23 protein-coding genes are annotated in these 24060 nt (G+C 62.4%); 10 read left to right on the forward strand and 13 right to left on the reverse strand.

The features are described from left to right. Positions 1–21: 21 nt before the first annotated feature. Positions 22–840: a hypothetical protein gene (locus F3J17_RS12090; RefSeq protein ID WP_167058103.1), complete on the reverse strand. Its 819-nt coding sequence runs from the start codon at positions 838–840 to the stop codon at positions 22–24. 386 nt (positions 841–1226) lie between these two features. Between F3J17_RS12090 and F3J17_RS12095 the strand changes: the two genes are divergently transcribed. Continuing rightward, positions 1227–1799 (forward strand): hypothetical protein, encoded by a 573-nt coding sequence (locus tag F3J17_RS12095; protein WP_167058106.1) that lies wholly within the window; start codon positions 1227–1229, stop codon positions 1797–1799. Between the two features lie 83 nt (positions 1800–1882). Next, positions 1883–2659, forward strand: a complete 777-nt coding sequence (locus tag F3J17_RS12100) for a response regulator (protein WP_167058108.1) — start codon at positions 1883–1885, stop codon at positions 2657–2659. A gap of 91 nt (positions 2660–2750) precedes the next feature. On the opposite strand, the gene F3J17_RS12105 is transcribed toward F3J17_RS12100, so the two are convergent. The 4 genes from F3J17_RS12105 to F3J17_RS12120 all read right to left on the reverse strand — a co-directional run bounded on the left by F3J17_RS12105 (position 2751) and on the right by F3J17_RS12120 (position 4820). Then, the gene (locus tag F3J17_RS12105; RefSeq protein WP_345891183.1) at positions 2751–3425 is read right to left on the reverse strand and encodes a flagellar basal body L-ring protein FlgH; all 675 of its coding nucleotides are present in this window, start codon (positions 3423–3425) and stop codon (positions 2751–2753) included. Positions 3426–3569: 144 nt separating this feature from the next. Continuing rightward, positions 3570–4382: a hypothetical protein gene (locus F3J17_RS12110; protein WP_167058113.1), complete on the reverse strand. Its 813-nt coding sequence runs from the start codon at positions 4380–4382 to the stop codon at positions 3570–3572. A gap of 13 nt (positions 4383–4395) precedes the next feature. Further along, positions 4396–4584: a DUF6726 family protein gene (locus F3J17_RS12115; protein WP_167058116.1), complete on the reverse strand. Its 189-nt coding sequence runs from the start codon at positions 4582–4584 to the stop codon at positions 4396–4398. Positions 4585–4637: 53 nt separating this feature from the next. Then, on the reverse strand, positions 4638–4820 hold the full coding sequence (locus F3J17_RS12120) for a hypothetical protein (RefSeq protein ID WP_167058119.1): 183 nt from the start codon (positions 4818–4820) through the stop codon (positions 4638–4640). A 392-nt stretch (positions 4821–5212) separates the two neighbouring features. On the opposite strand from F3J17_RS12120, the gene aldA reads away from it, so the two are divergent. From aldA to F3J17_RS12140, 4 genes are all read left to right on the forward strand, one after another. After that, the gene (gene aldA / locus F3J17_RS12125; RefSeq protein ID WP_167058122.1) at positions 5213–6634 is read left to right on the forward strand and encodes an aldehyde dehydrogenase; all 1422 of its coding nucleotides are present in this window, start codon (positions 5213–5215) and stop codon (positions 6632–6634) included. Positions 6635–6857: 223 nt separating this feature from the next. Continuing rightward, entirely contained in the window at positions 6858–8111 is a 1254-nt protein-coding gene (locus F3J17_RS12130) for an MFS transporter (RefSeq protein ID WP_240160956.1), read from the forward strand. 13 nt (positions 8112–8124) lie between these two features. Then, positions 8125–9342 (forward strand): mandelate racemase/muconate lactonizing enzyme family protein, encoded by a 1218-nt coding sequence (locus F3J17_RS12135; protein ID WP_167058125.1) that lies wholly within the window; start codon positions 8125–8127, stop codon positions 9340–9342. Positions 9343–9370: 28 nt separating this feature from the next. Further along, positions 9371–11065, forward strand: coding sequence for a GMC family oxidoreductase N-terminal domain-containing protein (locus tag F3J17_RS12140; protein ID WP_167058128.1), 1695 nt, complete (start codon positions 9371–9373; stop codon positions 11063–11065). On the opposite strand, the gene F3J17_RS12145 is transcribed toward F3J17_RS12140, so the two are convergent. The 5 genes from F3J17_RS12145 to F3J17_RS12165 all read right to left on the reverse strand — a co-directional run bounded on the left by F3J17_RS12145 (position 11038) and on the right by F3J17_RS12165 (position 16120). Further along, positions 11038–11916, reverse strand: coding sequence for a LysR substrate-binding domain-containing protein (locus F3J17_RS12145; RefSeq protein ID WP_205194774.1), 879 nt, complete (start codon positions 11914–11916; stop codon positions 11038–11040). The genes F3J17_RS12140 and F3J17_RS12145 overlap by 28 nt on opposite strands. 90 nt (positions 11917–12006) lie before the next feature. Continuing rightward, complete coding sequence (locus F3J17_RS12150; protein ID WP_167058134.1) at positions 12007–13173, reverse strand: MFS transporter; 1167 nt, start codon at positions 13171–13173, stop codon at positions 12007–12009. Between the two features lie 7 nt (positions 13174–13180). Next, positions 13181–14005, reverse strand: a complete 825-nt coding sequence (locus F3J17_RS12155) for a betaine/proline/choline family ABC transporter ATP-binding protein (protein ID WP_167058137.1) — start codon at positions 14003–14005, stop codon at positions 13181–13183. Positions 14006–14060: 55 nt separating this feature from the next. Beyond that, the gene (locus F3J17_RS12160; protein WP_167058140.1) at positions 14061–15023 is read right to left on the reverse strand and encodes a proline/glycine betaine ABC transporter permease; all 963 of its coding nucleotides are present in this window, start codon (positions 15021–15023) and stop codon (positions 14061–14063) included. Between the two features lie 59 nt (positions 15024–15082). Further along, entirely contained in the window at positions 15083–16120 is a 1038-nt protein-coding gene (locus F3J17_RS12165; protein WP_167058143.1) for an ABC transporter substrate-binding protein, read from the reverse strand. A gap of 303 nt (positions 16121–16423) precedes the next feature. On the opposite strand from F3J17_RS12165, the gene fae reads away from it, so the two are divergent. The 4 genes from fae to F3J17_RS12185 all read left to right on the forward strand — a co-directional run bounded on the left by fae (position 16424) and on the right by F3J17_RS12185 (position 20255). Further along, positions 16424–16945 carry a formaldehyde-activating enzyme gene (gene fae, locus F3J17_RS12170; protein WP_167058146.1) on the forward strand — a complete coding sequence of 174 codons (522 nt, stop codon included), beginning with the start codon at positions 16424–16426 and terminating at the stop codon, positions 16943–16945. A 28-nt stretch (positions 16946–16973) separates the two neighbouring features. Further along, positions 16974–17993: an aldo/keto reductase gene (locus F3J17_RS12175; RefSeq protein ID WP_167058149.1), complete on the forward strand. Its 1020-nt coding sequence runs from the start codon at positions 16974–16976 to the stop codon at positions 17991–17993. After that, complete coding sequence (locus F3J17_RS12180) at positions 17990–19444, forward strand: NAD-dependent succinate-semialdehyde dehydrogenase (protein ID WP_167058151.1); 1455 nt, start codon at positions 17990–17992, stop codon at positions 19442–19444. Before F3J17_RS12175 ends, F3J17_RS12180 begins: the two co-directional genes overlap by 4 nt. Before the next feature lie 217 nt (positions 19445–19661). Then, positions 19662–20255: a type VI secretion system amidase effector protein Tae4 gene (locus tag F3J17_RS12185; RefSeq protein WP_167058154.1), complete on the forward strand. Its 594-nt coding sequence runs from the start codon at positions 19662–19664 to the stop codon at positions 20253–20255. Positions 20256–20620: 365 nt separating this feature from the next. Here the strand turns inward: F3J17_RS12185 and F3J17_RS12190 are convergent, their stop codons facing one another. From F3J17_RS12190 to F3J17_RS12200, 3 genes are all read right to left on the reverse strand, one after another. Further along, positions 20621–21529 carry a LysR substrate-binding domain-containing protein gene (locus F3J17_RS12190; RefSeq protein WP_167058157.1) on the reverse strand — a complete coding sequence of 303 codons (909 nt, stop codon included), beginning with the start codon at positions 21527–21529 and terminating at the stop codon, positions 20621–20623. Between the two features lie 80 nt (positions 21530–21609). Then, on the reverse strand, positions 21610–22746 hold the full coding sequence (locus tag F3J17_RS12195) for a porin (protein WP_345891184.1): 1137 nt from the start codon (positions 22744–22746) through the stop codon (positions 21610–21612). 160 nt (positions 22747–22906) lie between these two features. Next, positions 22907–23959 carry an ABC transporter substrate-binding protein gene (locus F3J17_RS12200; RefSeq protein ID WP_167058162.1) on the reverse strand — a complete coding sequence of 351 codons (1053 nt, stop codon included), beginning with the start codon at positions 23957–23959 and terminating at the stop codon, positions 22907–22909. Between the last annotated feature and the right edge of the window lie 101 nt (positions 23960–24060).

The following is a 24060-nucleotide window of genomic DNA, read 5'->3' on the forward strand; positions in this document are numbered from 1 at the left end:
CGTCCCACGGCCTGCCGTCGCTTACTTGACAGCGACCGCGGCTTCCTGAACAGGCGCTTGTGCGGTTTGTGCCGCAGTCTTGGCTTCCGGGGTCGAACCCGTTGCCGCCTTGACAGTCTTGTCCTTCGACTGCGCGATCACTTCGTCGATCGACGCCACGCTGGTTGCGTGTGCAATGGCCTTGCTCGACGCGGCGTTTGCCTGCGCGTTCGACGCCGACGGCGCGGGCACGGCGGCCGGAATGTGCTTGGCGAGAGCGTCGGCAATACGCTTCTGGCGCGCGTCGGCGGCCACGCCGCTCGGCATCTTGCGCAGACGCAGGGCTTCGGCGCTGGCTTGCGCGTCTTCGTGTTTCGCGTCGGTGTGCTTGACTGCGGGCTCGATGCCCTTCATTTCCAGCACGGCGTCACGTGCGGTCGGCGCGAGGTGTTGATCGGCAACGCCATCCTTCACGCGTTGCACGGTGGCTTGCTGGCCGTGCTTGAAATCGCCTTCGAGTTCGGCGATACGGCGGTTGTACCAGTCCGTCACGCAAGCCTTGTCCTTGCAGTTGTGCTGGCGCCATTGCCACTGGCTCACGCGATCGGCTTCGAGCGCGGTCGAATCGGGCGTTGCGTCGATGGCTGTTTTATAGAGCGCGGCGAGCTTGTCGTCGAGCGCCGACAGCTGCGGATCGGTGCAGACGATACGCTCCGACGCCGAAGCGTTGTGCGGGCAATGGAAGCTCGCCGCCTGCGCTGCAGTCGTTGCGGCGAACGTAGCGAAGAGCGCAAGCGCGGCGGTGCTCAGACCGCGATGCAGGAAAGATTTAGCGCGGCGGTTGGTCTGTTCTCGGTTCATGGCGGACACGATGATGTTGAAATGGCAGGGGACGACAGGCGGCTCGTCCGGCGTCGCCACGGCGCACTGCGCCGCACGGAAACGATAGACGCAGCGACCTCGACACAAAACCTCGCTCAACGGGGCGATTGCTGAATCGCTTACGAATCATTTCAAATGGGGTGTGAGCGGTAAGTAATGGCGTGCGCAATCGACGCTGGGCAGCCAGTCCGGCGGGTGTGCCGTGGAAAAAACGCTTACGCGCTGGGAGATTTGCGAAGAAGTGGGAAGCCACTTTCAACATTGGCCGATGTCTGCGCCTTCGCGCACCACGCTTTGCCGCGATGATGCACGTCGAGCCCTGCCGCCCGCCGTGCAGCCCATCGACGCGTTCTGCCTCCGCCTCCATGCTCAACGTTATCCGCACCTCACTTTGCGCAGCGGCGCTTGCTGCGCCGCTCGCTCTCAACGGCTGCGCGTGGACGCTGATTACGGCCGCCGACGCGACCGGTTCGGTAATCCAGGCCGGTTACGCCGTGGCCTCGAATTACTCGTCGCCGAAATTCGTGACGGGGCGGCCCGTGAATCTCACCGATGTCTGCATCGAAATCAATCCGATGGTGACGGCGGCCGATTTCGTGCCGTCGCTGCAATATGCGCTCGCGCAGCGCGGTGTGCGCTCGGATCTCTATAGCCCGGGCACGGAACCCGCCAATTGCGCCGGACGGCTGGTCTATAACGCGTCGATCGAATTTGGCCGTCCGACGTTTAGCGACGACAGCAAGGCCTATCTGTCGACCATCAATATGACGATCTTTCTGCACAACCGTATCGCCGTCACGGCGCGCTACGAAGTGCATGGCCTGAGCACCGACCGCTATTCCAGCGCGACCGTGAAGCTTCAGGGCCTGATCGACAGCATGGTGGTGGATCAGACGCGTCTTGCGAACACGTTCGAGTCGGCTTCGAGCGGCCAGTAATCTTTCTCGCCGCGTATTTCAGGAAAGGAATGGGAAGGTAAGGGGTCTATGCCGCGACCGGCGAAGTCCCTTACGATCTGCGCATGACCAATAACGTATTCCTCGTCGACGACGATCCCGTCGTGCGCGACGTCACTGCCGAGTATCTCCAGATGCGCGGCTTCACCGTCACCGCGCTGCCGTCGGCGCGCGCCCTGCAGAACAAGCTGAGGTCCGAGCGACCGCAGGTGGTCGTGCTCGACATCATGATGCCGGAAGTGGACGGCATCAGCGCCTTGCGCGAATTGCGCGCGAGCGGCGACGATCTGCCCGTCATCATGCTTACCGCGCGTAACGAAGTGATCGATCGCGTGCTGGGCCTGGAATTCGGCGCGGACGATTACGTGGGCAAGCCCTTCGATCCAGGCGAACTGGCCGCGCGTATCCGCACGGTCATGCGCCGACGCAGCGTGGCAAGCGCGACGGGCGCGCCGGAAAGCCGTGCATCGTTCAGCTTCGGGCCGTTCGAGCTGGATTTCCGCTCGCGCGAACTCTATCGCGACGAAGAGCGTATTCCGCTGCGTTCGAGCGAATTCGCGTTCCTGAAACTGTTCGTCAATCACGCGATGACGATTCTCTCGCGTGAGCAGATCATCGAAATCGTCTATGGCGAAGCGGGGCGTTATCGCAACCGCAGCCTGGATGTGGCGATCTGGCGTCTGCGTCGACTGATCGAAACCGATCCGTCCGAGCCGCGCTATCTGCAAACGGTCTGGGGTCACGGCTATGTATTCGTGCCCGATGGCGAAGTGGGCGTGGCGGAGCGTTACAGCGAATATAAGGGCGAATACAAAAACGACGTGAAAATCGAAGACGATTAAGAAAGAGTCAGAATTCAGTAAAAAAGGGCGGATCGCTATGTAAAGCGATCCGCCCTTTTTCTATTGTCCAGGGATTGGCCAGGAATACGGTTTAGAAAGTCAGCACGCTCAGGAACATGCGTTGCAGCCAGCCCACCGTTGTCGCGTCGTTGAGCATGCCGTGGCCGACTTCTTCTATACGCGCATTGGCGATCTTGCCGGAATCGACGAAATTGTCGGCTTCGACATCGTTGGGATTGACGATGCCCGACAAACGCAGGCGCTGATGCTCGCCGCTCATGGCAATGATTTTCTCGCCGGATACCACGAGATTGCCCGTCGGCGTCTTGCTGATGATGGTCACGGCGAGCGTGCCGTTCATGCCGCTCGACAGCGTGTGGCTGCCGCTGCCATTGAATGTCGTCGACGCCGAACCGATGTTGAACAGACGCGCAAGCCGCGCTGCCGTGCCGGTCGATTGATCGGCGGCGGTTGCGGTAATGTCGCTCGAACGCTTGGCGGCAGCCGTGGCGTTGTCGTTGCCCGTATAGGATTCGGACAGACGGATCGTCAGCACTTCGCCGATATGCTGGGCGCGCGGCGTTTCATAAAGCGCGACCGACGTGCCGGCCTGATAGATCGAGCCGCTCGTGTTCACGTTGAGCGGCGCTTCGGCCAGCGGCGGCGTCATCGGCGTTTCAACAATCGAGTCCTGCGTGGCGCAGCCCGCGAGCGCGAACGCAGCGCCGGAAATCAGGCAGAGCGCAAAGCGCGGCGAATATTTCACCGCCTTGCGGCCCGTAACAGAAGATAAGGAATCCGATTTAATCGGAAGGTGTTGAGCGCGAGAAGATTTCATCATTTTCGTCGGGATACGCGTGGGGGCGGGCTCGGTTTGTCGGCCTCTGCAGCCCGCAGGCTGCCGGTCCGGTCAGCCTTCGTCGAACTGGCTGACCTTCAACGCGCGCTCGAAGCCCTTGGGGCGCGGGCTGGGTGTTTTCAGCTGATAGGTGAGCGTAGCGCGGCCGCCATCGGGCAGCATGCAGATCGTGATCGTGCTGGCGGCGTTGTCCCATACCAGCAGCGGCACATCGGCGTTGCCACGCATGCGCGGCTTGCCGTAACGCGCCGCGAGCAGATCGCGCAGATCGAACGCGGTCATGCTGTCCACCACGAAAGACATTTCATAGAGCCGCAGCGGCTCGCCGGGCGCGTCGTGCGCGAAACGCAGCACATGATCCACGGCGGGCGCGCCGGCTACAACCGCAAGCGAAGGCGTCCAGCCGTTCGAAGTGCGGTGCGCCCAGCGGCAGGCGATGGTGGGGCTGGCGTAACTCTTGAGCATCATGCCGATGTCGCCGCCTGCCACGTCGGTTTCGCATACCAGCGTGCTTTCGTGCGGCGTCGCGCGGATCATGTTGGCTTCGCGCAGCGCACTCAGCGTGATGCCTAGCGAGATGCCGCGAAACGAGAACGGCGTGTCGTCCGGCACGGCGGTACGCGTGCGCGCGGCCGTCGCACGGCGTGGCGCCGGCGCAGGTGATGCCGCATGCGATGACGGCGGATTCGACGACTTTTGCTGGGCTTGCTCAAGCTCGGCCTTGTGCACGTTGTGCGTTGCTGCTGGCGCAGTAACGGACGCCGCGGTGCTCACTGCCTCGGCACGCGCCGGCATGGCGAACATGCCAGTGCAGAGTGCACCGATAGCGCTTACCGTGCAGACAATCCACGACGCCCGTTTCATGATGCAGCTCCGCTTAGTCGACTGCCGCCGCGCAGGCGTCGAACGGGATCGCCGCCGGATGTCCGACGACGGGCACGATCTTCAGCGTCGCCGAAGCGACACGGCAGGGGAACGCCACAACCGCGCAGCCGTCGAGCGGCAGCGCGAGGCTGGCGAGCAAAAGGGCCGACGCTGTACGCGTGAAACCATTGGAAAGTTGCATGGCGGTCAGCCTGGACATTACCTGGGAGTACGACACGACAATCGACGCAGCGGTCATGCAGTGGTGTTGATGGTGTGGCCGAGCGGACCGACCGGGGTCGGTTGCACGGTTTCCGGCTTGGCCGACGATTCGCCGCCCGGTTGTTGCAGGCCGCTGGGCTTGCTGCTGCGATTGTTTGCGAGCGGCTCGAGCGACGCAGGGCGGGTGAGGTTGCTGGAACCGATGGAACTGGTCATGTGGGGCCTCCTTGGCACAGTGAAACGAAGAGGAGGGCGCGCGCCGCCGCAGCGGCCGCCCCCGTGGTGCACCGCCCGAAACCGGGTTTCGTGGCGGCGAGTGAATCTTCGCGTCAAGCGGCGCGCCATGAAGCAACAATCAAAGGGGCGCTTTACCGGAAGCCTTACAAGTCCTTTCGCGGGTATACCAATGCCGCCGCGCAAGCGCGGTGCGGCTGCGAAAAATGTTGCGTAACCTTGCCGCCGGTAAGGGCTGAAACCCTTACGGGGTGGGCCTGTGGGAAGCATGCGTTTTCCGCATGCTTCCCTCGACAATTAATCGTTTGTGAGCCATTCCGTCGCAGCGGGATACTGCGCCCACCTCAGACGTGGCGACGATCAGGCATCACATCATGCGAGCAGATTACAACTTCATTAACGGGACATTCCTCGAAACGGACGCGCAGCGCATCGCCGTCTATAACCCGGCCACAGGCGGGCTGATCGGCCATGTAAGCGCCGCAAGCGCCGCCGATGCGGTTCGCGCGGTCGAGGCCGCGGCCACGGCGCAGCGCAGCTGGCGCCGCCTGCCCGCCGCCGAGCGCGGCGCAATCCTCACACGATTCGCCGATGCCATCGACGCCCGCTCGCCCGTGATCGGCGCGGTGCTGGCGGCCGAATCCGGCAAGAGCGTGGCCGACGCCACCGCCGAAGCGCATTACGCCGCCGAAATCCTGCGCTATCACGCGCAATGGGCCCGCCGCATCGAAGGCGAGGTGATCCCCAGCGACAGCGCCAACGAGAATCTCGTCCTGATGCGCGAGCCGATCGGCGTCGCGGCCTGCCTGATTCCGTTTAATTTCCCGATCTACACCTTGCTGCGCAAGATCGCCCCCGCGCTCATCACGGGCAATGCGGTGGTGGTGCGCCCGAGCAACAACACGCCGTGCTCGGCCTTCGAAGTGGCGCGCGCCGCACAAGAGGCGCAAGTGCCGGCCGGTCTCATCAACGTGCTGGCGATGGATCACGACACTGCCGCCGTGCTCTGCACGCAGCGCGACGTCGGCATGATCACGCTCACGGGTAGCGTGACGGCGGGTCGCAAGGTGCTCGATTACTGCAAGGAAAACATCGCCAAGCCGTCGCTCGAACTGGGCGGCAAGACGCCGGCCATCATCGAGGCGGATGCCGATCTCGAAGCTGCTGCTGCTGCCATCGTGCGTTCCAAGACCACGCACTGCGGCCAGCTTTGCACAGCTATCGAGCGCGTTTATGTGCAGGCGTCGGTGCACGCGCGCTTTGTTGAGCTGCTGCGCGAAAAGATGAAGGCCGTGACGTTTGGCGACCGCGCGGTGGATGCCTCGCATATGGGCCCGCTCATCAGCGAGCAGGCGCGCGCGTCGATCCACGCGATGGTCGAGCGCGCCGTGGCCGACGGCGCAAAGATCGAAACCGGCGGCTATCTGCCGGAAGGCACGGGCCACTTCTATCCGCCCACGCTCCTGAGCGGCTGCCGCCAGGACATGGAGATCGTGCAGGAAGAGATTTTCGGGCCGGTGCTGCCGGTGCTGTCCTACGAAACGCTCGACGACGCGCTGCGCATGGCCAACGATCATCAGTTCGGTCTGTCGTCGGTGCTGTACACGGAGCGTTATCGCTCGACGATGCGCGTCGCCAACGAGATCGAAGCAGGCGAGCTGTACGTCAATCGCACGCCCGCGGACCCGTACCAGGGCTATCACGCCGGCTGGAAGCGTTCTGGCCTGGGCGGTGACGACGGCAAACATGGCATGCTCGAATTCACGCAGACGCGCCTCGTGGTCATGCCGTTCTAAAGATGTTGCAGGAAATTGATTAGTTCGGATCACTGAGCGAATAGGTAAAGGGCGTCTGCTGCAACGGACGCCCGCTTGAAGAAACGCCGACCGCTGCACGGCCGCCCTTGAGCGAGCCTGCAAGCGAGTCTGCGGTATGGAGACAATCTTGCAGAAGTCCATCGCGAAACCCGGCGCGCCTGCGTCGCCGACTGCCTCGTCCATTTCCACCTCATCAGGCAAGATGCAGCGCTACGGCCAGCTCATGCTGCTGGTGCTGGCTGCAGGCGCCATTTATCCGATTCTTTATCTGCGCCAGGTCTATCAGACCACGATGCTCGATGTGTTCCATATCGACAATGCGCAACTGGGCTACCTCTATTCGGTGCTCGGCATTATTTTCTTTCTGTCGTATCTGCCGAGCGGCTGGCTCGCCGACCGCGTCGCGCCACGTCTGTTGATCTGCTTTTCGCTGATTGGCACGGGCGCGCTGGGACTCTGGTATTCGACCGCGCCGGCGTTCCCCATTCTGATGGTGATCTTCTGCTGCTGGGGCCTGACGACGGGGCTGACGTTCTGGGCGTCGGTGCTCAAGCGTGTGCGCATGATCGCAGGCGCGAACGAACAGGGCCGCTTCTTCGGTCTGCTCGACGGCGGGCGAGGCCTGGTCGAAGCCTTGCTGGCGACGGTTGCGCTTGCGCTGTTCGCGGCGGCAACCGGTTCGGGCCGTGGCGAAGCGACGGGTCTGCGTCATGTGATCTTTCTGTATTCGTTCACGTGTATTGGCATTGGCGCGCTGATGAGCTTCTTCAAGGACGCCGCGCCTATCCAGGACGATACGCAAGGCGCCGCTGACGCGAAGCAATCGAATGCGCGCGGCGCGCTCTGGCGCGATCTCTCGACGCTCGCGAAGATTCCGCAACTGTGGCTTGTAGCGGCAGTGGTGTTCTGCGGCTATCAGATCTTCTGGGCGACCTACAGCTTCTCCGCCTATCTGCAACAGGGCGAGATGCATATGACGGTCGTGGCGGCCGGCATGGTCACCACGCTCAAGCTGTGGATGCGCCCGCTCGGCGGTATCGGCGGCGGCTATCTGGGCGACCGTCTCTCGAATCTGCGCGTGCTGATCTGGGCGATGTTCCTCGCGGTGGTCGGGCTGATCGGACTGATCGTGTTGCCTTCGCTGCGCAATATGGCGCTGCTCGGCGTGGTGGTGCTGTTTATCGGCCTGATGACTTACGCGATTCGCGGCCTCTACTGGACGCTGCTCGACTACTGCGCGATTCCGATGCGCATTACGGGTCTCGCCATTGGCTTGGTTTCCTTGATTGGTTACTCGTCGGACATTTTCCTGCCGCTCCTGAACGGTTACATCACGGAGCATTACGCGGGCATGCTCGGCTATCAGTTCTATTTCGCTTACGTGGCCGCTATCGGCACGCTTGGCGGCATCGCCGCGCTCGTGCTCAAGCGCATGTCCTATTCACAACCTGCCTGAATACGCTCGAACCATGAAAGTCGTTGCAATGCAAACGCACGTCGTTGCGGTGCCTCCTCCGCACCTCGGCGGCATGTACTGGATCTTCGTCACGCTGGAAACCGATTGCGGCATCCAGGGCGTGGGTGAAATCTACGCGGCCACCTTCCATCCCGATGTGATGGTGCCGGCCATCGAAGATGCGTTCTCGCGCTATCTGCTCGACCACGATCCGCATCATGTCGAGCGCCTGTTCCGCGAAGCGTATTCGAGCGGCTTCACGCAGCGCCCCGATCTCACGATGATGGGCATCGTCAGCGGTCTGGAAATGGCCTGCTGGGACATCATCGGCAAGGCCGCGAACAAGCCCGTGTACGAATTGCTGGGCGGCATGGTGAACGAGCGTCTACGTTCGTACACCTATCTTTATCCGAAGAACGCCAAGGGCGAGTACGACTACGACGATCCCGATCTCGCCGCCGAATGCGCCGCGCAGATGGTGAAGATGGGCTTTAGCGCCGTGAAGTTCGATCCGGCCGGCCCGTACACCGCGTACTCGGGCCATCAGCTTTCGCTGGAAGTGCTCGACCGCTGCGAAACGTTCTGCCGCAAGGTGCGCGAAGCCGTGGGCAACAAGGCCGATATTCTGTTCGGCACGCATGGTCAGATGGTCCCTTCGTCGGCGATCCGTCTGGCGAAACGCCTCGAAAAATACGATCCGCTGTGGTTCGAAGAGCCGGTCCCTCCGGGCCAGCCCGACGCCATGGCCGAAGTCGCGAAGCACACCAGCATTCCGATTTCGGCGGGCGAGCGTCTGATCACGAAATACGAGTTCCACAAGCTGCTGGAAGCGGGCGCAGCCTCGATCATCCAGTTGAACGTGGCGCGCGTGGGCGGCCTGCTCGAAGCGAAAAAAGTGGCGACGCTGGCCGAGGTCTATTACGCGCAGATCGCGCCGCATCTCTACAACGGCCCGATTGGCGCGGCGGCGAGCATCCAGCTGGCGGCCTGCACGCCGAACTTTCTGATCCAGGAAAGTATCGGCACGTGGGGCGGTTTCCATGCGGAAGTCCTCAAGCAGCCGATCCAGTGGGAAGAGGGCTACATCATTCCGTCGAAGGCGCCGGGTCTGGGCGTCGAACTGAACATGGACGTGGTGCGCGCGCATTCGCCTTACACCGGCAAGCGTCTGCATCTGCAGATGGCGAGCCAACCGGCTGACGTGCGCGATAACTCGCCTGCACGCGGCTAGGCGCCAGTCAATACGCGGGAACATAGCGATGAATTACGACTACATCATTGTCGGCGCGGGTTCGGCGGGCTGCATTCTCGCCGAACGGCTTTCGGCTTCGGGACGCCATTCGGTGCTGCTGCTCGAAGCGGGCGGATCGGACAACTCGTTCTGGTTCAAGATACCCATCGGCTTTGCCAAGCTGTACTACAACAAGGTGCACAACTGGATGTACTACAGCGAGCCGGAACCGGAACTCGCGGGTCGCCAGATCTACGCTCCGCGTGGCAAGGTGCAGGGCGGCTCGGGCTCGATCAACGCGATGATCTACGTGCGCGGCGCGCAGCGCGATTTCGACGATTGGGCGGCTGCGGGCAATCCGGGCTGGTCGTATCAGGACGTGCTGCCGTATTTCCGCAAGCTCGAATCGCATCCGCTGGGCGACACGCCGTGGCACGGCGCGAATGGTCCCGTGCGTATTTCGCCGATGAAAGACGGCGCGCATCCGATCTGCCAGACCTTCCTGGAAGGCTGCGAGCAACTGGGCTATGCGCGCAACGACGATTTCAACGGCGCGAAGCTCGAAGGCGTGGGTATTTACGATGTGAATACGCGCAATGGCCAGCGCGCCTCCAGCAGCTTTGCGTATCTGCATCGCGCGGGCGAGCGTCCGAACCTGAAGATCGAGCTGCATGCACGCGCAACACGCTTGCTGTTCGATGCGAGTCCGGAGGCGAACCCGCAGACGCCGCGCGCAATCGGCGTTGAAATCGAGCAGCAAGGCGTCAAGCGCACATTTCACGCCAATCGCGAAGTGATCGTGGCGGCGGGGGCCGTCGATTCGCCCAAGCTGCTGCAACTCTCGGGCGTGGGCCCGGCCGCGCTGCTCAAGCAGCACGGCATCGGCCTGGTGCATGAACTGCCTGCCGTGGGCCAGAATCTGCAGGACCATCTGTGCGTGAGCTTCTACTATCGCTCGCGCGTGAAGACGCTGAACGACGCCTTCAGCAGTTGGGTCAGCAAGATCAAGTTCGGCATGCAGTATGTCTTCCAGCGCAAAGGGCCGTTCTCGATGAGCGTGAACCAGTCGGGCGGTTTCTTCCGTACGTCTGAGGATCAGGTCCATCCAAATATGCAGATTTATTTCAATCCGCTGTCGTATCGGATTCCTAAATCAAATCGCGCACAATTGACGCCGGAACCGTATTCGGGCTTCCTCGTCTGCTTTAATCCGTGCCGTCCGACCAGCCGCGGTTCGGTCGAAATTGCCTCGGATAGCGTTGCGGATGCGCCGAAGATCCGCGGCAATTATCTGTCGACGCAAAAGGATCGCGACGAAGCCATCGAAGGCAGCCGTCTGGTGCGCAAGCTCATGCAGGCGAAGGCGCTCAAGGACATCACGGTGGAAGAAGTCACGCCCGCCGGCGAAGTCACCGACGACGCCAGCATGCTCAAGTTCTTCCGCGAACAAAGCGGCTCGATCTATCACCTGTGCGGCAGTTGCGCGATGGGTCCGGACCCGGAAACATCGGTGGTGGATGCGCGCCTGCGCGTGCATGGCATCGACGGTCTGCGGGTGGTCGATGCGTCGATCTTCCCGAACATCACGTCCGGCAACACTAACGCGGCGACCATGATGGTGGCGGAAAAGGGCGCAGATCTGATTCTGGAAGACGCAGATCGCACGATCGCCGCGCGCAGCCTGGCGCAAAACGTTCAGCGGGCCGCGGCGATCTCTTCCTGAAGCCACTGCCTGAAAAGCTGGAGCGGCCTGGACGCTTTCTGTTCGGGCCGCACCACGAACCAGTAGGATTGCCGCCCATCCACGTGGATGTCGCGCACCGGCGCGAGCAGGCCATCGGCCAGTTCGCGCCCGATCATGTTGCGATCGGCCATGGTCACGCCCAGCCCTTCGATGGCGGCGCGGATCGCATGGTCGAGCAGATCGAATTCATAGCCGCCCGAGGTGTCCACATCCTCGATGCGCGCAGCGTCCAGCCAGTGACGCCACGTCAGATAGCGCTGGTTTTCCGCGGCCAGCACGTGTAGCAGCGTTTGCTGCGAGAGATCGACGGGACCGTTCGCCAGCAGCGCGGGCGCGCACACGGCGATATGCGACTCGTGCATCAGCAGCGAGCTCTCCAGCCCGTCCCATTCGCCATCGCCAAAACGGATCGCGCAGTCTAGCGCGGTCGAATCGGCGAGCGTGTCCTGTAACTGCGTCGTGAGGCTCAATTCGAGCGAAGGATGGCGCGCGTGCAGGCGCGTGAGGCGCGGTACCAGCCAGCGGCTCGCGAAGGTGGGCGGCGCGTTCACACGCAGGCGGTTCAGGTCGCTTTTCTGCTGGATCGTGCGCACGGTCACTTCGATACGATCGAACGACTGCTGGAGCGTGCGCAAAAGCGCGCGCCCGGCCTCGGTCAGTTCGAGCCGGTGATGGTGGCGCTCCAGCAGCGTTTCGCCGAGTTGTTCTTCGAGCTGGCGCACCTGGCGGCTCACGGCGCTCTGCGTCACGTTCAGCTGTTCGGCGGCGCGGGTGAAGCTGCCGCTCGTGCCTGCCGCCTCGAACGCTTTCAAGGCGTTCAGCGCCGGCATCTTTCGCTTCAAGGTCGTCTCCTCGCGGTCGGCGCTATCGCGAAAAGGCGCGGCGCCAAAACGACGGAGTATACCGGGCCGCGCGGCCATCTAGCGCCGCGCCCGCGAAAGCGCCGCCAGACCGAGCGTCACGGCCGTCGCAAAAATATAGAGGCCGCCAGGGCCGAGCAGGCGCATGAAGAGCGAAGCTAGCGTCGGCCCGGCCGCGCCGCCCAGCGAGAACACCAGCAGCAGCGTGGCGCTGGTCTGCACGCGGCGGGTCTGGTCGACGTGATCGTTGACGTCCGAAACGATCACGCCGTACAGCGTGAAGGTGAGCGCGACGTACAGGAACAGCAGCGTATCGACCAGAAGCGGAATGCGCACGACGATCAGCGCGGCGGCCGCGACGGCGGCGACCAGCGAGACGAGACCGAGTGTCGCGCGGCGGCCAAGCAGATCGGATAGCCGTCCCACCGGCCATTGCGACAGCAGCGCACCAATCAGCACGACCCCCATCGCATGCGAGATATCGCCCGCCGGAAAGCCGATACGCGCGAGATAAACCGGCGTGAGCGCGTAGAACGCGCTCGACAGCAGCCCCGCGCCGATACACGCGGGGACACTGCGCGGCGCGACGCGTGCGAGTTCGCGCAGGCCGTCGAGCAGTAGCGTAGGGCGCTTGGGCGTGGCGAGCGGCGAGGCGCGCGCGGCGGCTTCGGTCACGGGCGGCGGCACGCTTTGCTGCCAATCGCCGATCAGCGCGACGGGAATCAGCGAAATCACGTAAAGCCCGTTGACGAGTGCGTGTTCGACATTGCTGCCGGGCGCGGCCACGCCTAGCAGGAATTGCCCGGCGCTCACGCCCAGGTAGGTGAGCACCAGATAGAGCGCGAAGGCGCGTCCGCTCCGCTCGTTGGGCACCGCGCCGTTCACGCCGCTTTCGATCGACGTGAACACGCCGACCATGCTGAAGCCCGTCACGAAACGCAGCGCGGCCCAGGCATCGGGCGAATCGAAGGAGAGATAGCCGAGGGCGGCCAGCGCCGTGAGCGCGCCGAAGCCGATGAAGGCGCGCTGCGGCCCGATCCGCCCAACCAGCGGACCCAGCCCCAACGCGCCCGCAATGAAGCCGACGTAGTAGCACGATTGCACGAGACCCACGCCGAGCGCGCCGTGCGCAGCTTCGAGCATGCGCAGCGAGATCAGCGTGGTGAGGAGGCTGTTGCCGCAGACGAGAACCGTGTAGCCGCCCAGCAGGCCGTAGAGCGCCCGCATCGGGCGCTTAGTGAGTCACGGCGCTGCGGCGCTCGACGAAACGGCGCACGTAGTCGTCGGCGGGGCGCTCAAGGATGTCTTCGGGCGTGCCGCACTGGATCAGGCGACCATCGCGCAGGATCGCGATCTGGTTGCCGATGCGCAGCGCCTCGTCCAGATCGTGCGTGATGAAGACGATGGTCTTTTGCAGGGACTTTTGCAGTTCGAGCAACTGGTCCTGCATTTCGGTGCGGATCAGCGGATCGAGCGCGGAGAATGCTTCGTCCATCAGCAGCACGTCGGTGTTGGCGGCGAGCGCGCGAGCCAGGCCCACGCGTTGACGCATACCGCCCGAGAGTTCGTCCGGGTAGTGGTCGCCGTAATTGCCGAGCCCCACCTTGCCGAGCCACTCGCGCGCGCTGGCAAGCGCCGCCGCCTTCTTTTCGCCGCGCGTGACGAGTGCGTAGGCGGCGTTGTTGAGCACCGTCTGATGCGGCAGCAGGCCAAAGCTCTGGAACACCATGCTCACGCCATAGCGGCGCAGCTCCCGCAGGCCGTTGTCGTTGAGCTTGAGCACGTCCTTGCCGTCGATCAGGATTTCGCCGACGGTCGGCTCGATCAGGCGGTTGAAGTGGCGCACGAGCGTGGATTTGCCCGAGCCCGACAGCCCCATGATGACGAAGATCTGTCCCGAGCCGATCGACAGGCTCACGTCGTTCAGGCCCACGTTGCAGCGGGTCTTTTCCAGCACTTCCGCTTTGCCCGCGCCGCCGCGCAGCAGTTCCAGCGCACGTTCGCTCGCGTCGCGCGAACCAAAGATCTTGTACACGTGTTTGACTTCAATGCCGCTCATGTTGGTTACCTCTATACGTGTTCGTGTGTACTGCGCGAGTGCGCCTTAGTTCGCTTTACTTGGCGGGCTGGCCGCTCAGGTCGCTGGACTTGGATGCATCGGCGTTAGCGTCGGCCTGATTGCGGGCACGGCGGAACGGAATGCGCGACGGCTGCTTCTGGCGCGCGAGGCCGCGCGTGCGGCGTCCCTGACCGTAACCCTGACTGATACGGTCGATCACGATCGCGAGAATCACGATCGCGATACCGGCCTGCGTGCCCTTGCCCACGTCGAGCGTCTGGATGCCCGCGAGCACGTCTTCGCCCAGGCCACGCGAACCGATCATCGACGCGATCACTACCATCGACAGCGCCATCATCGTGGTCTGGTTGATACCGGCCATGATGCTCGGGCGCGCCAGCGGCAGTTGCACGCCGAACAGCAGTTGCACACGCGTGGTGCCGAAGGCGCGCGCCGCTTCGACGATCTCGCCGTCCACTTGCCGGATGCCCAGATCGGTCAGACGAATCAGCGGCGGCAGCGCGTAGACGACGGTGGCGAGAATCGCCGGCACCTTGCCGAGGCCGAACAGCATCAGCACCGGGATCAGGTAGACGAAGCTGGGCAGCGTCTGCATCACGTCGAGCACGGGCAGGAGAATGCGGCGCAGCGTGGCGCTACCGGCCGCGAGAATGCCCAGCGGCACGCCCAGCGCCACGGAAATGACGGTGGCGACCACCATCAGCGCGAAGGTCTGCATGAGCTTGTCCCACAGCCCGAAGCAGCCGATCAGCCAGAGCAGGCCGACGAACAGCAGCGCCACGCCCACACGGCGCGACGCATGCCAGCTCAGCAGGCCCACGAGGGCGAGCACGAGCAGAGGCGGCATGGCGCGCAGCAGGCCTTCGAGCGGCACGAGCACGTCGCGCAGCATCAGCACGCTGAAGTTGTGGAACGCGTCGCCGTATTGCTGCACGAACGCGGTGACCTGATCGTTGACCCAATCGGCGATCGACAGGTGGAGAAAGGGAGATCCCATGGTGAGCCTCATTCTGCGTGTGACGTGTAATGCGGTAAGTGCGGATCCTGCGGATCAGGTCAGGTCTTGAGACCCGCCTGCACGCGCGCCGCGACATCCGGCGTGACCCATTGCTTCCAGATTTCCGGATGCTGCTCGAAGAAGCTGCGCGCGACCGTGGAGGCGTCGAGTTTCTTGTCGTGCATCTGCTGGACCAGTTGTTCGTCGAGCGTGAGCGGCAGGCTCACTTTCTCGAAGAACGAAACGGCGTCGGGCTGGGCGTCGAAGAACGGCGTGGAGACCGCGACCTTCAGATGCGAGACCTTGAACGCCGAGGCGCAAGGCGTGCCCTTGGGATCGGCGATGGTGTTCCAGCAGGCGTCGGAGTACGGTGCACCCGCAAGCTGTACGAAGTGATACTTCGCCATCAGCCCGGCCGGTTGCCAGTAGTAGAAGAGGATGGGCTTGCCGCGCTCATACGCCGAAGCGATCGCGGCGTCGAGCGCACCGCCGGTGCCGGGGCGGAAGTTGGTGTAATCGTCACCGAGCTTGTAGGCGGACATCAGGCGATTGTTGAAGCGCTCGCAATCCCAACCAGCCGGACAGTTGTAGAAGCGGCCCTTGCCGGGTTCTTCGTCGTCGCTGAAAAGATCCTTGTATTGCGGCAGTTGCGCGATCGACCGCAGTTGCGGCGCGAGCGGTTTGATGCCGCGTTTGGCGTCGCCGTTGATGACGTAGTCGGGCACGTACCAGCCTTCCTTGTCGCCGCCGGGGATCAGTTCGCCTACCAGTTTCACGTTGCCGTCTTTCAGGCCGCGCGCAATGATCGGGCTGCGGCCGGTCCAGTGTTCGGCCCAGATTTGCAGGTCGTTATTGGTGAGCGCGGTTTCGGTGGCGGCAGTCGCGCCCGGCACGACTTCGGTTTTGCAGCCGTAGCCTTTTTCCAGCACCGTGCGGACCATTTCGGTCATCAGCGCGCCGCTTTCCCATGTGATCTGGGCGAGCTTCACCGTTTTGCCTGATTGACACCAGTTACCGGCTGCAAAGCTGCTCGTCGCGGCGCAGGTGAGCGCCAGTGCTGCGGCAAGGCGCACGCCTGCCAGGGTGATTCGTTGCATGTCTCCTCCGTTCGTTGTCGGGGTCGCCGTGCGTGCCGCTGCATGGAGCGGCTTTTTGCGGATTTTCGTTTCGGCGCGAACAGAGTCTAACGGCAGCATTTTGGGTTGCGAAGCAACGAAAAGTCATCGAAGCATTACCTGATCTCATGCCGATGATCCGGCGTCATGCCCCCATGAGATTTCATAGCTTTCAGCGCTGCGTGGCGTGTGCTGGAATTCGTCTCGACGCGCAGCCTGCATCGATAAAAAACGCACGTTGCAGCGCACCAATCAAACACCGGCACACCAGGAGACGGAGTCAATATGAAAGCCTTGGAAGTCTATATCGGCGAGGGTTTTGCAGGACCAGGCGTAAACGCTGCCCACATCAACATCATGATTGGCCCGCGTAATGGCCCGGTCGGTCAGGCGTTCACGAACAGCCTTTCGTCGCCCTCGCAAGGTCACGTGCCTTTCATGGTGGTCGCGCAGCCCAACGTGCCGGTCAAGCCCGCCACGCTCTACGTGAACAAGGCCGATATTCGCGGCGATCTGCATGGCAACGCCACGTGGGGCGCCTCGCAGGCGGCCATCGCGAAGGCGGTGACGGAAGCGATGCTCGACGGCACGCTGCCGCCGGAAGCCGAAAACGAATGGTGCGTCGTCACGGCGAACTGGGTGAACTGGTCGTGCGACGATCTGGACGCTGTGTACGAGAACAATTACGTCGCCTGCAAGACCGCGATCCATGCTGCGATGAATGGGCTGCCCAAGCTCGACGACATCGCGAAGATCAAGGATCAGATCAGCAATCCGTTCTACACGCCCAAGGCCAAAGCGGCCTGAGTCGCGACTCTTCTATCAGGTGACTACGATGCAATACGTGCAACTCGGCCGCTCTGGCCTGAAAGTGTCACGCCTGTGCCTTGGCACGATGAATATGGGCACGCCCGACTGGAAGCCCTGGATCTATAACGAAGAGCAAAGCGAGCCGATCGTGCGCCACGCGCTCGAAGCGGGCGTGAACTTTATCGACCTCGCAGACTTCTATTCGACCGGCGTGGGCGAGGAAGTCGTGGGCCGCATCGTCAAGCGCATCGCGAAGCGCGACGAACTCGTGCTGACCACCAAGGTGGGTTATCCGATTGGCGGCGGCGTGAATAATCAGGGCCATTCGCGCAAGCACATCATGGATGGCATCGACGGTTCGCTGCGCCGTCTGCAAACCGATTACGTCGACGTCTACATGCTCCATTACTTCGACGTGAATACGCCCGTCGAAGAAACGATGGACGCGCTCAACGATATCGTGCGCTCGGGCAAGGCGCGTTATATCGGCGTATCGACCATGTTTACGTGGCAGTTCGCAAAGATCCTGCAGGCCTGCGAGCGCTATAACTTCGCACGCCCGATCAATATGCAGTTGCAACTGAACTGCGCCTATCGCGAGGAAGAGCGCGAGATGGTGCCGTTCTGCCAGGATCAGGGCGTGGGCGTTTCGGTTTTCAGCCCGCTGGCTCGCGGCCTGTTGTCGGGCGACGCGAAGTCGGTGCGCAACCAGACTGACTTCTTCACCACGCAGATGTACGACGATCAGGTTTCGCGTGACGTGGCGATTTCGGTAGCCGAAGTGGCCGAAGCGCGCGGCGTGTCGTGCGCGCAGATCGCTCAGGCGTGGGTGCTGAATCGTCCGGGGATTTCGTCGATGCTGGTGGGCGCGGATACCGTTGCGCAATTCGACAGCGCGCTCGCCGCACTCGACACGAAGCTCGACGCCGATGAAATCTACGAACTCGATCGCAACTACACGCCGTGCGACGTGATCAACGACTACGTGACGTCGCGCATTCCGCGCGTGCCGCGCGCATCGCGCCGCCTGGAGATTGCAGCATGATCGACGGTCTCAAGGAAACACGTTTGCTGCGCACGTCGAGCTTTATCGACGGCGAATGGGTGGCGGGCGACAGCACCTTCGCGGTGATCGATCCGGCAACGGGCAAGCCGCTGGCAGAAGTCGCGCGTGCAGGGGCGCGCGAAACGCTGCAAGCCGTGGCGGCCGCTTCGCATGCGTTCCCGGCGTGGCGCGACGCCACGGCGGCAGAGCGCGGCGCGAAGGTGCGCCGCTGGGGCGAGTTGATGGTCGCGCATCGCGAAGACCTCGCGCGCATCATGGTGGCCGAGCAGGGCAAGCCGTATGCGGAAGCGCTGGGTGAAGTGGGCTACGCGGCGAGCTTTCTCACGTGGTTCGCGGAAGAAGCGCGCCGTGCATATGGCGATGTAATTCCGGCGCCGAAGAAGGGCTCGCGTATCGTCGTGACGAAGGAAGCCGTGGGCGTGGTCGGCGCGATTACGCCGTGGAATTTCCCGCTCGCAATGGTTACGCGCAAGGCCGGACCGGCGCTGGCGGCGGGCTGCACGATGGTGCTCAAGCCGTCCGAGGAAACGCCGTTGAGCGCATTCGCGCTTGCCGTGCTGGCGGAAGAAGCAGGCATTCCGCGCGGCGCGTTCAACGTCGTGACGGGCGACGCGCCGGCGATTGGCGACACGCTGATGGCGTCGAAGGCCGTGCGCAAGATCTCGTTCACGGGATCGACGCGGGTGGGCAAGCTGCTGATGCGCGCCGCCGCGGATAGCGTCAAGAAGGTTTCGCTCGAACTGGGCGGCAACGCGCCGTTCATCGTATTCGATGACGCCGATCTGGACGCCGCCGTGGAAGGCGCGATGGCATCGAAGTTTCGCAACACGGGGCAGACCTGCGTGTGCGTGAACCGCTTCTATGTTCAGGCGGGCGTGCATGATGCGTTCGTCGAAAAGCTGACGGCGGCAGTTCGCGCGCTGCGCGTATCGAACGGCATGGAGGCGGGCGCGACGCAGGGGCCGCTCATCAACGCCGCGGCGCTGCGCAAGGTTGAAGCACATGTGAGCGATGCGCGCGAAAAGGGCGGTGAGATCGTGTGTGGCGGCAAGGCGCACGCTTTGGGCGGCACGTTCTACGAGCCGACCATCATCACCGGCGCACATGGCGGCATGATGCTCGCGCACGAAGAGACCTTCGGTCCGGTGGCTGCTGTGTTCCGTTTCGAAACCGAAGAGGAAGCGATCCAGGCGGCGAACGACACCGAGTTTGGTTTGTCGGCGTACTTCTATGCGCGCGATATCGGCCGCGTGTGGCGGGTGGCGGGCGCGCTGGAAAGCGGTATGGTCGGCATCAACGAAGGGATCATTTCGACCGAGGTCGCGCCGTTCGGCGGCGTGAAGGAATCGGGCCTCGGACGCGAAGGATCGAAGTACGGTCTCGATGAGTATCTTGAGACGAAGTACATGATGATGGGTGGGTTGGGGTGAACTTCATCCAGTGTTGAGCGTTCTCCACGCATTGCTCTTTATGGGCGAAAGCCGCTACGTGAAAACGGGGCGGCTTTTTTTGTTGTGCGCGTGTGTACGCGGTCAAGATTCAGCCGTTTCTGATTTCCTCTGCAGATCAGTTCAAGGACTCTGATAGTCGCTTCGCCGACCGGAAGCGATACATCGATTGCTGAAAACTCAGAGCGGAGGATGACAGGTGCCAAATCCCAAAACAATTGTCAGGACCAACTCGACGCCAAATTCGATCTACGAAGTGCATTTAAGGGCCGTGACGTTCGACGAACTGTGGTCCGCATATCCAGACGAGGAAGACCCGTTTGTCGATCCGAAGACAGGAAAAGTGCCCGCCTACGCAGATAATCAATGTGCAATCCGACTAAGCCTGACGCTTCACCGTGTCGGCATTGCGATGAAGTCGTTTCGAGGTGAAGGGCAGATTCTTGTCGACGGCAAGCGAACCTCGTTGCGTGCGCGGGAGATGGCCGAGTGGTTGAAGTTACGTCCAATGGCGGGCTTGCCGTTGCCGGTCGATGTAACGGGCGCAGACTGGCAGAGCAAAATCAAGGGCAAGAGGGGCATCGTGTTCTTTTCCGGCTACTGGGCGCGGCAGACCGATCACAATGGCCAGGTTACGGGCGATCATATCGACCTATGGAACGGCAATACTTTGACCTCGCCGGGGATTCAAGGAAGGCTTACGTCGTTCTTCCGGTTCCGGCTAGGCCAGAATTCAGCCTGGTATTCGGACCTTGGAAAATCAAAGCAAATCCTCTTTTGGGAAGTCAAATGAGGCGCCTCGTGGTGACTGGACTATTCCTCGTTGCGGGACTTTTTACATCGTGGATATCGATGCTATTCGCGAGTTGGATTGCGTCGCGATTTGCGTGGCCATTGATCGATACGAGTTGGCATCCATGTTGGGACGCGGAGCGTTGTCAGGTTTCGTGGCTAGGCGATGCGATGGTTGTGGCGTCGATAATCGGCCCAGCGTTAGTTTGGGCTATGGTTGGATTTTGGCTGGCGAAAGAACTTCTGCCGCTTCAACTCAGCAGGCGCATAGTGCCGATGGCTATCGCGACGTTGGCGTTTTACCTTGTGCTCTACGTCGCCGTCTGGCCCTAGCTTCGACGAGACTTCATATCGGTGAGGGCACAGTCACGCGTTCACCGCGTGCCGCCCCACCAACCACTGACTGAAATTCCTCACCCGCACAGTCTCCTGCACCTCGGGCCGCACATCGAGCCAATACCCAGAAGGCCCGTCCACCTCGATCTCGCTTAACTGCACGAGCGTCCCGTTCGCCAGTTCCTGTTCGATCATGTGCCTGTCCGCCACGGCAATGCCCAGGCCTGCCACTGCCGCATGAATCACCTGATCGAGCGTACTGAACTCCAGCTCGCCGCGTGGTGCCATTTCCACGTCCAGCGCGGCCGCTTCGAGCCACGCCTCCCACACCAGCAAACGGCGATCGATGTCGAGAATATAAAGCCACGGATGCTGCGCCAGAATCTCACGCAGCGCATCCGCGTTTTCAGGCACATGAGAGAACTCGCGCGCGGATCCGACCAGCACATGCCGCTCGCGCATCAGCAATGTCGATTGTCCTCCCGGCAGCGGTTCCATACCGAAGCGTATCTGGCAATCCTCATTGCGTTCGCTGCCATGCAAAGGGCCATATTCGTTCGTGATGGAGATACGCAGATCGGGATGAAGCATCTGGAAATCGCGCAGACGCGGCGTAAGCCAGCGGGTCGCAAGCGTGGGCGCGGCGTTCAGGCTCAGCAGACTGTTCGAAGGATCGGCGCGAATCGTATCGAGCGTATGAGCAATGCTGTCGAACGCAGCCTGCAACGTAGGCAGTAGACGCTTGCCCGCAGCAGTAATCTCCAGCCGATGGTGATGCCGCATGAACAGCGGAGTGCCCAGATAATCTTCGAGCAGGCGGATCTGGCGGCTGATCGCGCCTTGTGTGACGTGCAGATTCTGCGCCGCCTTGGTGAAGCTGAGAGTACGGCTGGCCTCTTCGAATGAACGCAGGGCCGAAAGGGAAGGAAGGCGGCGCATGCTGCAACCTCTTGATACGGAACGATACGGATAGCTAAATCGAAAACGCCGGCTCGCGCCGGCGTTTCAAACAGCGGGTGTCAGAAGGAGTGGGTGATGCCCACGCGGCTGACTACCTGGTTCTGCGTGCTCGACGGGTTGAAGCCCGTGATCTGTGCGTTTTCTGCGCCGCCCGCTGCGTGCTGGTACGAGCCCATCGCGTAGACCGACGTGCGCTTGGAGATCGAGTATTGCGCGATCAGGTTGACCTGATGGTACTTGGGCGAGGCGTCGGTGGCGTGATCCTGGCCCATCGTAAAGGTGTAGCCCGCGCCCACCGTGAAGGCCGGCGTGATCGCATACGTACCCGACAGTTCGTAGTTCTGGAAGTGCAGGTCGTGGCTGCCGTTACCCGAAGAGAAGTCGACATTCGAGTAATTGGCCATCATCTTGAGGCTGCCCAGCACGTACGATGCGCCCGCCGAGAGAATCCCCTGGTAGCGGGCATTCGCCAGCGCGTTACCGTAGATGGTGTTCACGTAGCCGCCGCCGCTGCCGTAACCGGCCACCGCCGAAATCGGATCGTTGATGCGCAGGTAACCCACGCCCGCGCTGAACGAGCCGAGCGTGTACGCGGCTGCCGCGCTATACGAGGCATTGTTCGAGAACTGGCCCGCCTGGCCGCCGAACGAGTAGTGGCCTTCGAACTGGAAGCCCGCCATCACCGGGCTGATGTACTTGACGGCGTTGTTGACCGGGAACCCGTTGTCGAGGTTGTCCATGTCGTTCGGGTGCGCGAAGTACCAGCCGCCATAGTTGCCGTTCAGCGAATACGGCTCGATCAGGTCGACCGTGGCGTCCCACTGCTTGCCCAGGGTGATCTGGCCGTATTGTTCCGACTTCACGCCCACATACGCATTGCGCGAGAACATCAGGCCGCCGCCTGCTGCGCCGGTGGCCGCGTTGAAGCCGCTTTCGAGGCGGAAGATCGCCGAATAGCCGCCGCCCAGGTCTTCCGAACCGCGCAGGCCCCAGCGGCTGCCTGCCGGCACGCCGCTTTGCATCTGCACCAGACGGCCACCGCTGCCCGGCACGAGGTTGCCGTTCGCGCCGTTGACGACGTTGTTGGCATAGTCCACGCCCAGATCGATGATGCCGTACAGCGTGACGCTGCTTTGCGCGTGTGCGCCTGCCGCAGCCAGCGCGAGCGGCAGCGCCGCGAGAAGTTTCTTCTTCACTCCGAGTCTCCTTGTTTGAACGCCGCTCGCTGCGGCGCTTTTTTCTGCTTGTTCTGCCTGAATACTGACTTGCATGATTACCTGGTATAACGAAATAAGTCCGGATCGAATGCAGATGGGACGCTGATCGAACGCTCAGATTGAGCGCCCGATCGAACGATTACGCGCCCAGCGACTTCTGCACCTTTGTCGCGACATCGGCGGGCACCCACGTCTTCCACATTTCCGGATGGGTCTTGAGGAACTTGATCGCTTCGTCCTGGGCATCGACCTTATGCTCGGTCATGTCGAGAATCGTCGTGTTCAGGAAGTCGATCGGGAAGTTGACCTTGGAGAAGAAGGTCATCACGTCCGGTTCGGCTTGATAAAAAGGCGTGGAAACACCGATCTTCAGTTGCGAGACCAGATACGACGACGCGCACGGCTGCGTGCTGTTGGCGTCGCGCAGCGTCTTCCAGCAGGCTTCGTTGAACGGCGGCATCTTCAGTTGCACGAACTTGTACTTCGCCATCAACGCGGCCGGTTCCCAGTAATACGTGAGGATCGGCTTGCCACGCGCATAGGCCGAGGAAATCGCCGCGTCGAGCGCCGCGCCGGTGCCGGGGCGGAAGTTCGTATAGCTGTCGTCGAGCTTGAGCAGCTTCAGGAGGCGCGTGTTCACGCGCTCGCAGTCCCAGCCCGACGGGCAGTTCAGGAAGCGACCACGATCCGGTTCCTCGTCGTCGGTGAAAAGCGTCTTGTATTTCGGCAGATCGCTCACGGATTGCAGGTCGGGCGCGCTCGCTTTGATACCGCGTTTCGGGTCGCCGTGAATCACGTAGTCGGGCACGTACCAGCCCTCCTTGGTGCCGCCCGGCAGCGTATCACCCACCAGCTTCACCGAACCAGCCTTGACGGCGCCCGCGATGATTTCCGAGCGGCCCGTCCATTGTTCGGACCACACTTGCAGATCGTTGCGCGAGAGCGCCGTTTCGGTGGCGGCGGTGCTGCCCGGCACGCTATCGGTCTGGCAGCCGTAACCGTTCTTGACGATGTAGCGCAGCACTTCGCTCGTAAAGTTGCCGCTTTCCCAGGTAACGCCTGCGAAATGGACCGGTTTGCCCTGGCTGCACCAGTTGCCCGCGGCGTGCGCGGGAACCGTGGCGACGGCGATCGGCGCAGCGATCAGGGCCGCGCGGATGGCGGCCAGAATCGGTCGGCTTAACTTTCTCATGACATGTCTCCTTCTATTGGAATTGTTTCGGAATGCTTCGGGTTTAGTCCGGTCGTTCGCGAAATCTTTGCTTTGCCGGAGCGGGTCAATCATGTGTCGAC

The sequence above is a fragment of the Burkholderia sp. Ax-1719 genome, assembly GCF_011753055.1.
Classification (GTDB): domain Bacteria; phylum Pseudomonadota; class Gammaproteobacteria; order Burkholderiales; family Burkholderiaceae; genus Paraburkholderia.

Coding starts and splice junctions, on each gene's coding strand:
- fae (WP_167058146.1), top strand. CDS start 16,424: ATGAAAGCCTTGGAAGTCTATATCGGCGAGGGTTTTGCAGGACCAGGC.
- F3J17_RS12160 (WP_167058140.1), bottom strand. CDS start 15,023: ATGGGATCTCCCTTTCTCCACCTGTCGATCGCCGATTGGGTCAACGAT.
- F3J17_RS12200 (WP_167058162.1), bottom strand. CDS start 23,959: ATGAGAAAGTTAAGCCGACCGATTCTGGCCGCCATCCGCGCGGCCCTG.
- F3J17_RS12120 (WP_167058119.1), bottom strand. CDS start 4,820: ATGACCAGTTCCATCGGTTCCAGCAACCTCACCCGCCCTGCGTCGCTC.
- F3J17_RS12190 (WP_167058157.1), bottom strand. CDS start 21,529: ATGCGCCGCCTTCCTTCCCTTTCGGCCCTGCGTTCATTCGAAGAGGCC.
- F3J17_RS12140 (WP_167058128.1), top strand. CDS start 9,371: ATGAATTACGACTACATCATTGTCGGCGCGGGTTCGGCGGGCTGCATT.
- F3J17_RS12130 (WP_240160956.1), top strand. CDS start 6,858: ATGCAGCGCTACGGCCAGCTCATGCTGCTGGTGCTGGCTGCAGGCGCC.
- F3J17_RS12095 (WP_167058106.1), top strand. CDS start 1,227: ATGCTCAACGTTATCCGCACCTCACTTTGCGCAGCGGCGCTTGCTGCG.
- F3J17_RS12115 (WP_167058116.1), bottom strand. CDS start 4,584: ATGCAACTTTCCAATGGTTTCACGCGTACAGCGTCGGCCCTTTTGCTC.
- F3J17_RS12100 (WP_167058108.1), top strand. CDS start 1,883: ATGACCAATAACGTATTCCTCGTCGACGACGATCCCGTCGTGCGCGAC.
- F3J17_RS12180 (WP_167058151.1), top strand. CDS start 17,990: ATGATCGACGGTCTCAAGGAAACACGTTTGCTGCGCACGTCGAGCTTT.
- F3J17_RS12090 (WP_167058103.1), bottom strand. CDS start 840: ATGAACCGAGAACAGACCAACCGCCGCGCTAAATCTTTCCTGCATCGC.
- F3J17_RS12165 (WP_167058143.1), bottom strand. CDS start 16,120: ATGCAACGAATCACCCTGGCAGGCGTGCGCCTTGCCGCAGCACTGGCG.
- F3J17_RS12175 (WP_167058149.1), top strand. CDS start 16,974: ATGCAATACGTGCAACTCGGCCGCTCTGGCCTGAAAGTGTCACGCCTG.
- aldA (WP_167058122.1), top strand. CDS start 5,213: ATGCGAGCAGATTACAACTTCATTAACGGGACATTCCTCGAAACGGAC.
- F3J17_RS12110 (WP_167058113.1), bottom strand. CDS start 4,382: ATGAAACGGGCGTCGTGGATTGTCTGCACGGTAAGCGCTATCGGTGCA.
- F3J17_RS12150 (WP_167058134.1), bottom strand. CDS start 13,173: ATGCGGGCGCTCTACGGCCTGCTGGGCGGCTACACGGTTCTCGTCTGC.
- F3J17_RS12135 (WP_167058125.1), top strand. CDS start 8,125: ATGAAAGTCGTTGCAATGCAAACGCACGTCGTTGCGGTGCCTCCTCCG.
- F3J17_RS12145 (WP_205194774.1), bottom strand. CDS start 11,916: ATGCCGGCGCTGAACGCCTTGAAAGCGTTCGAGGCGGCAGGCACGAGC.
- F3J17_RS12155 (WP_167058137.1), bottom strand. CDS start 14,005: ATGAGCGGCATTGAAGTCAAACACGTGTACAAGATCTTTGGTTCGCGC.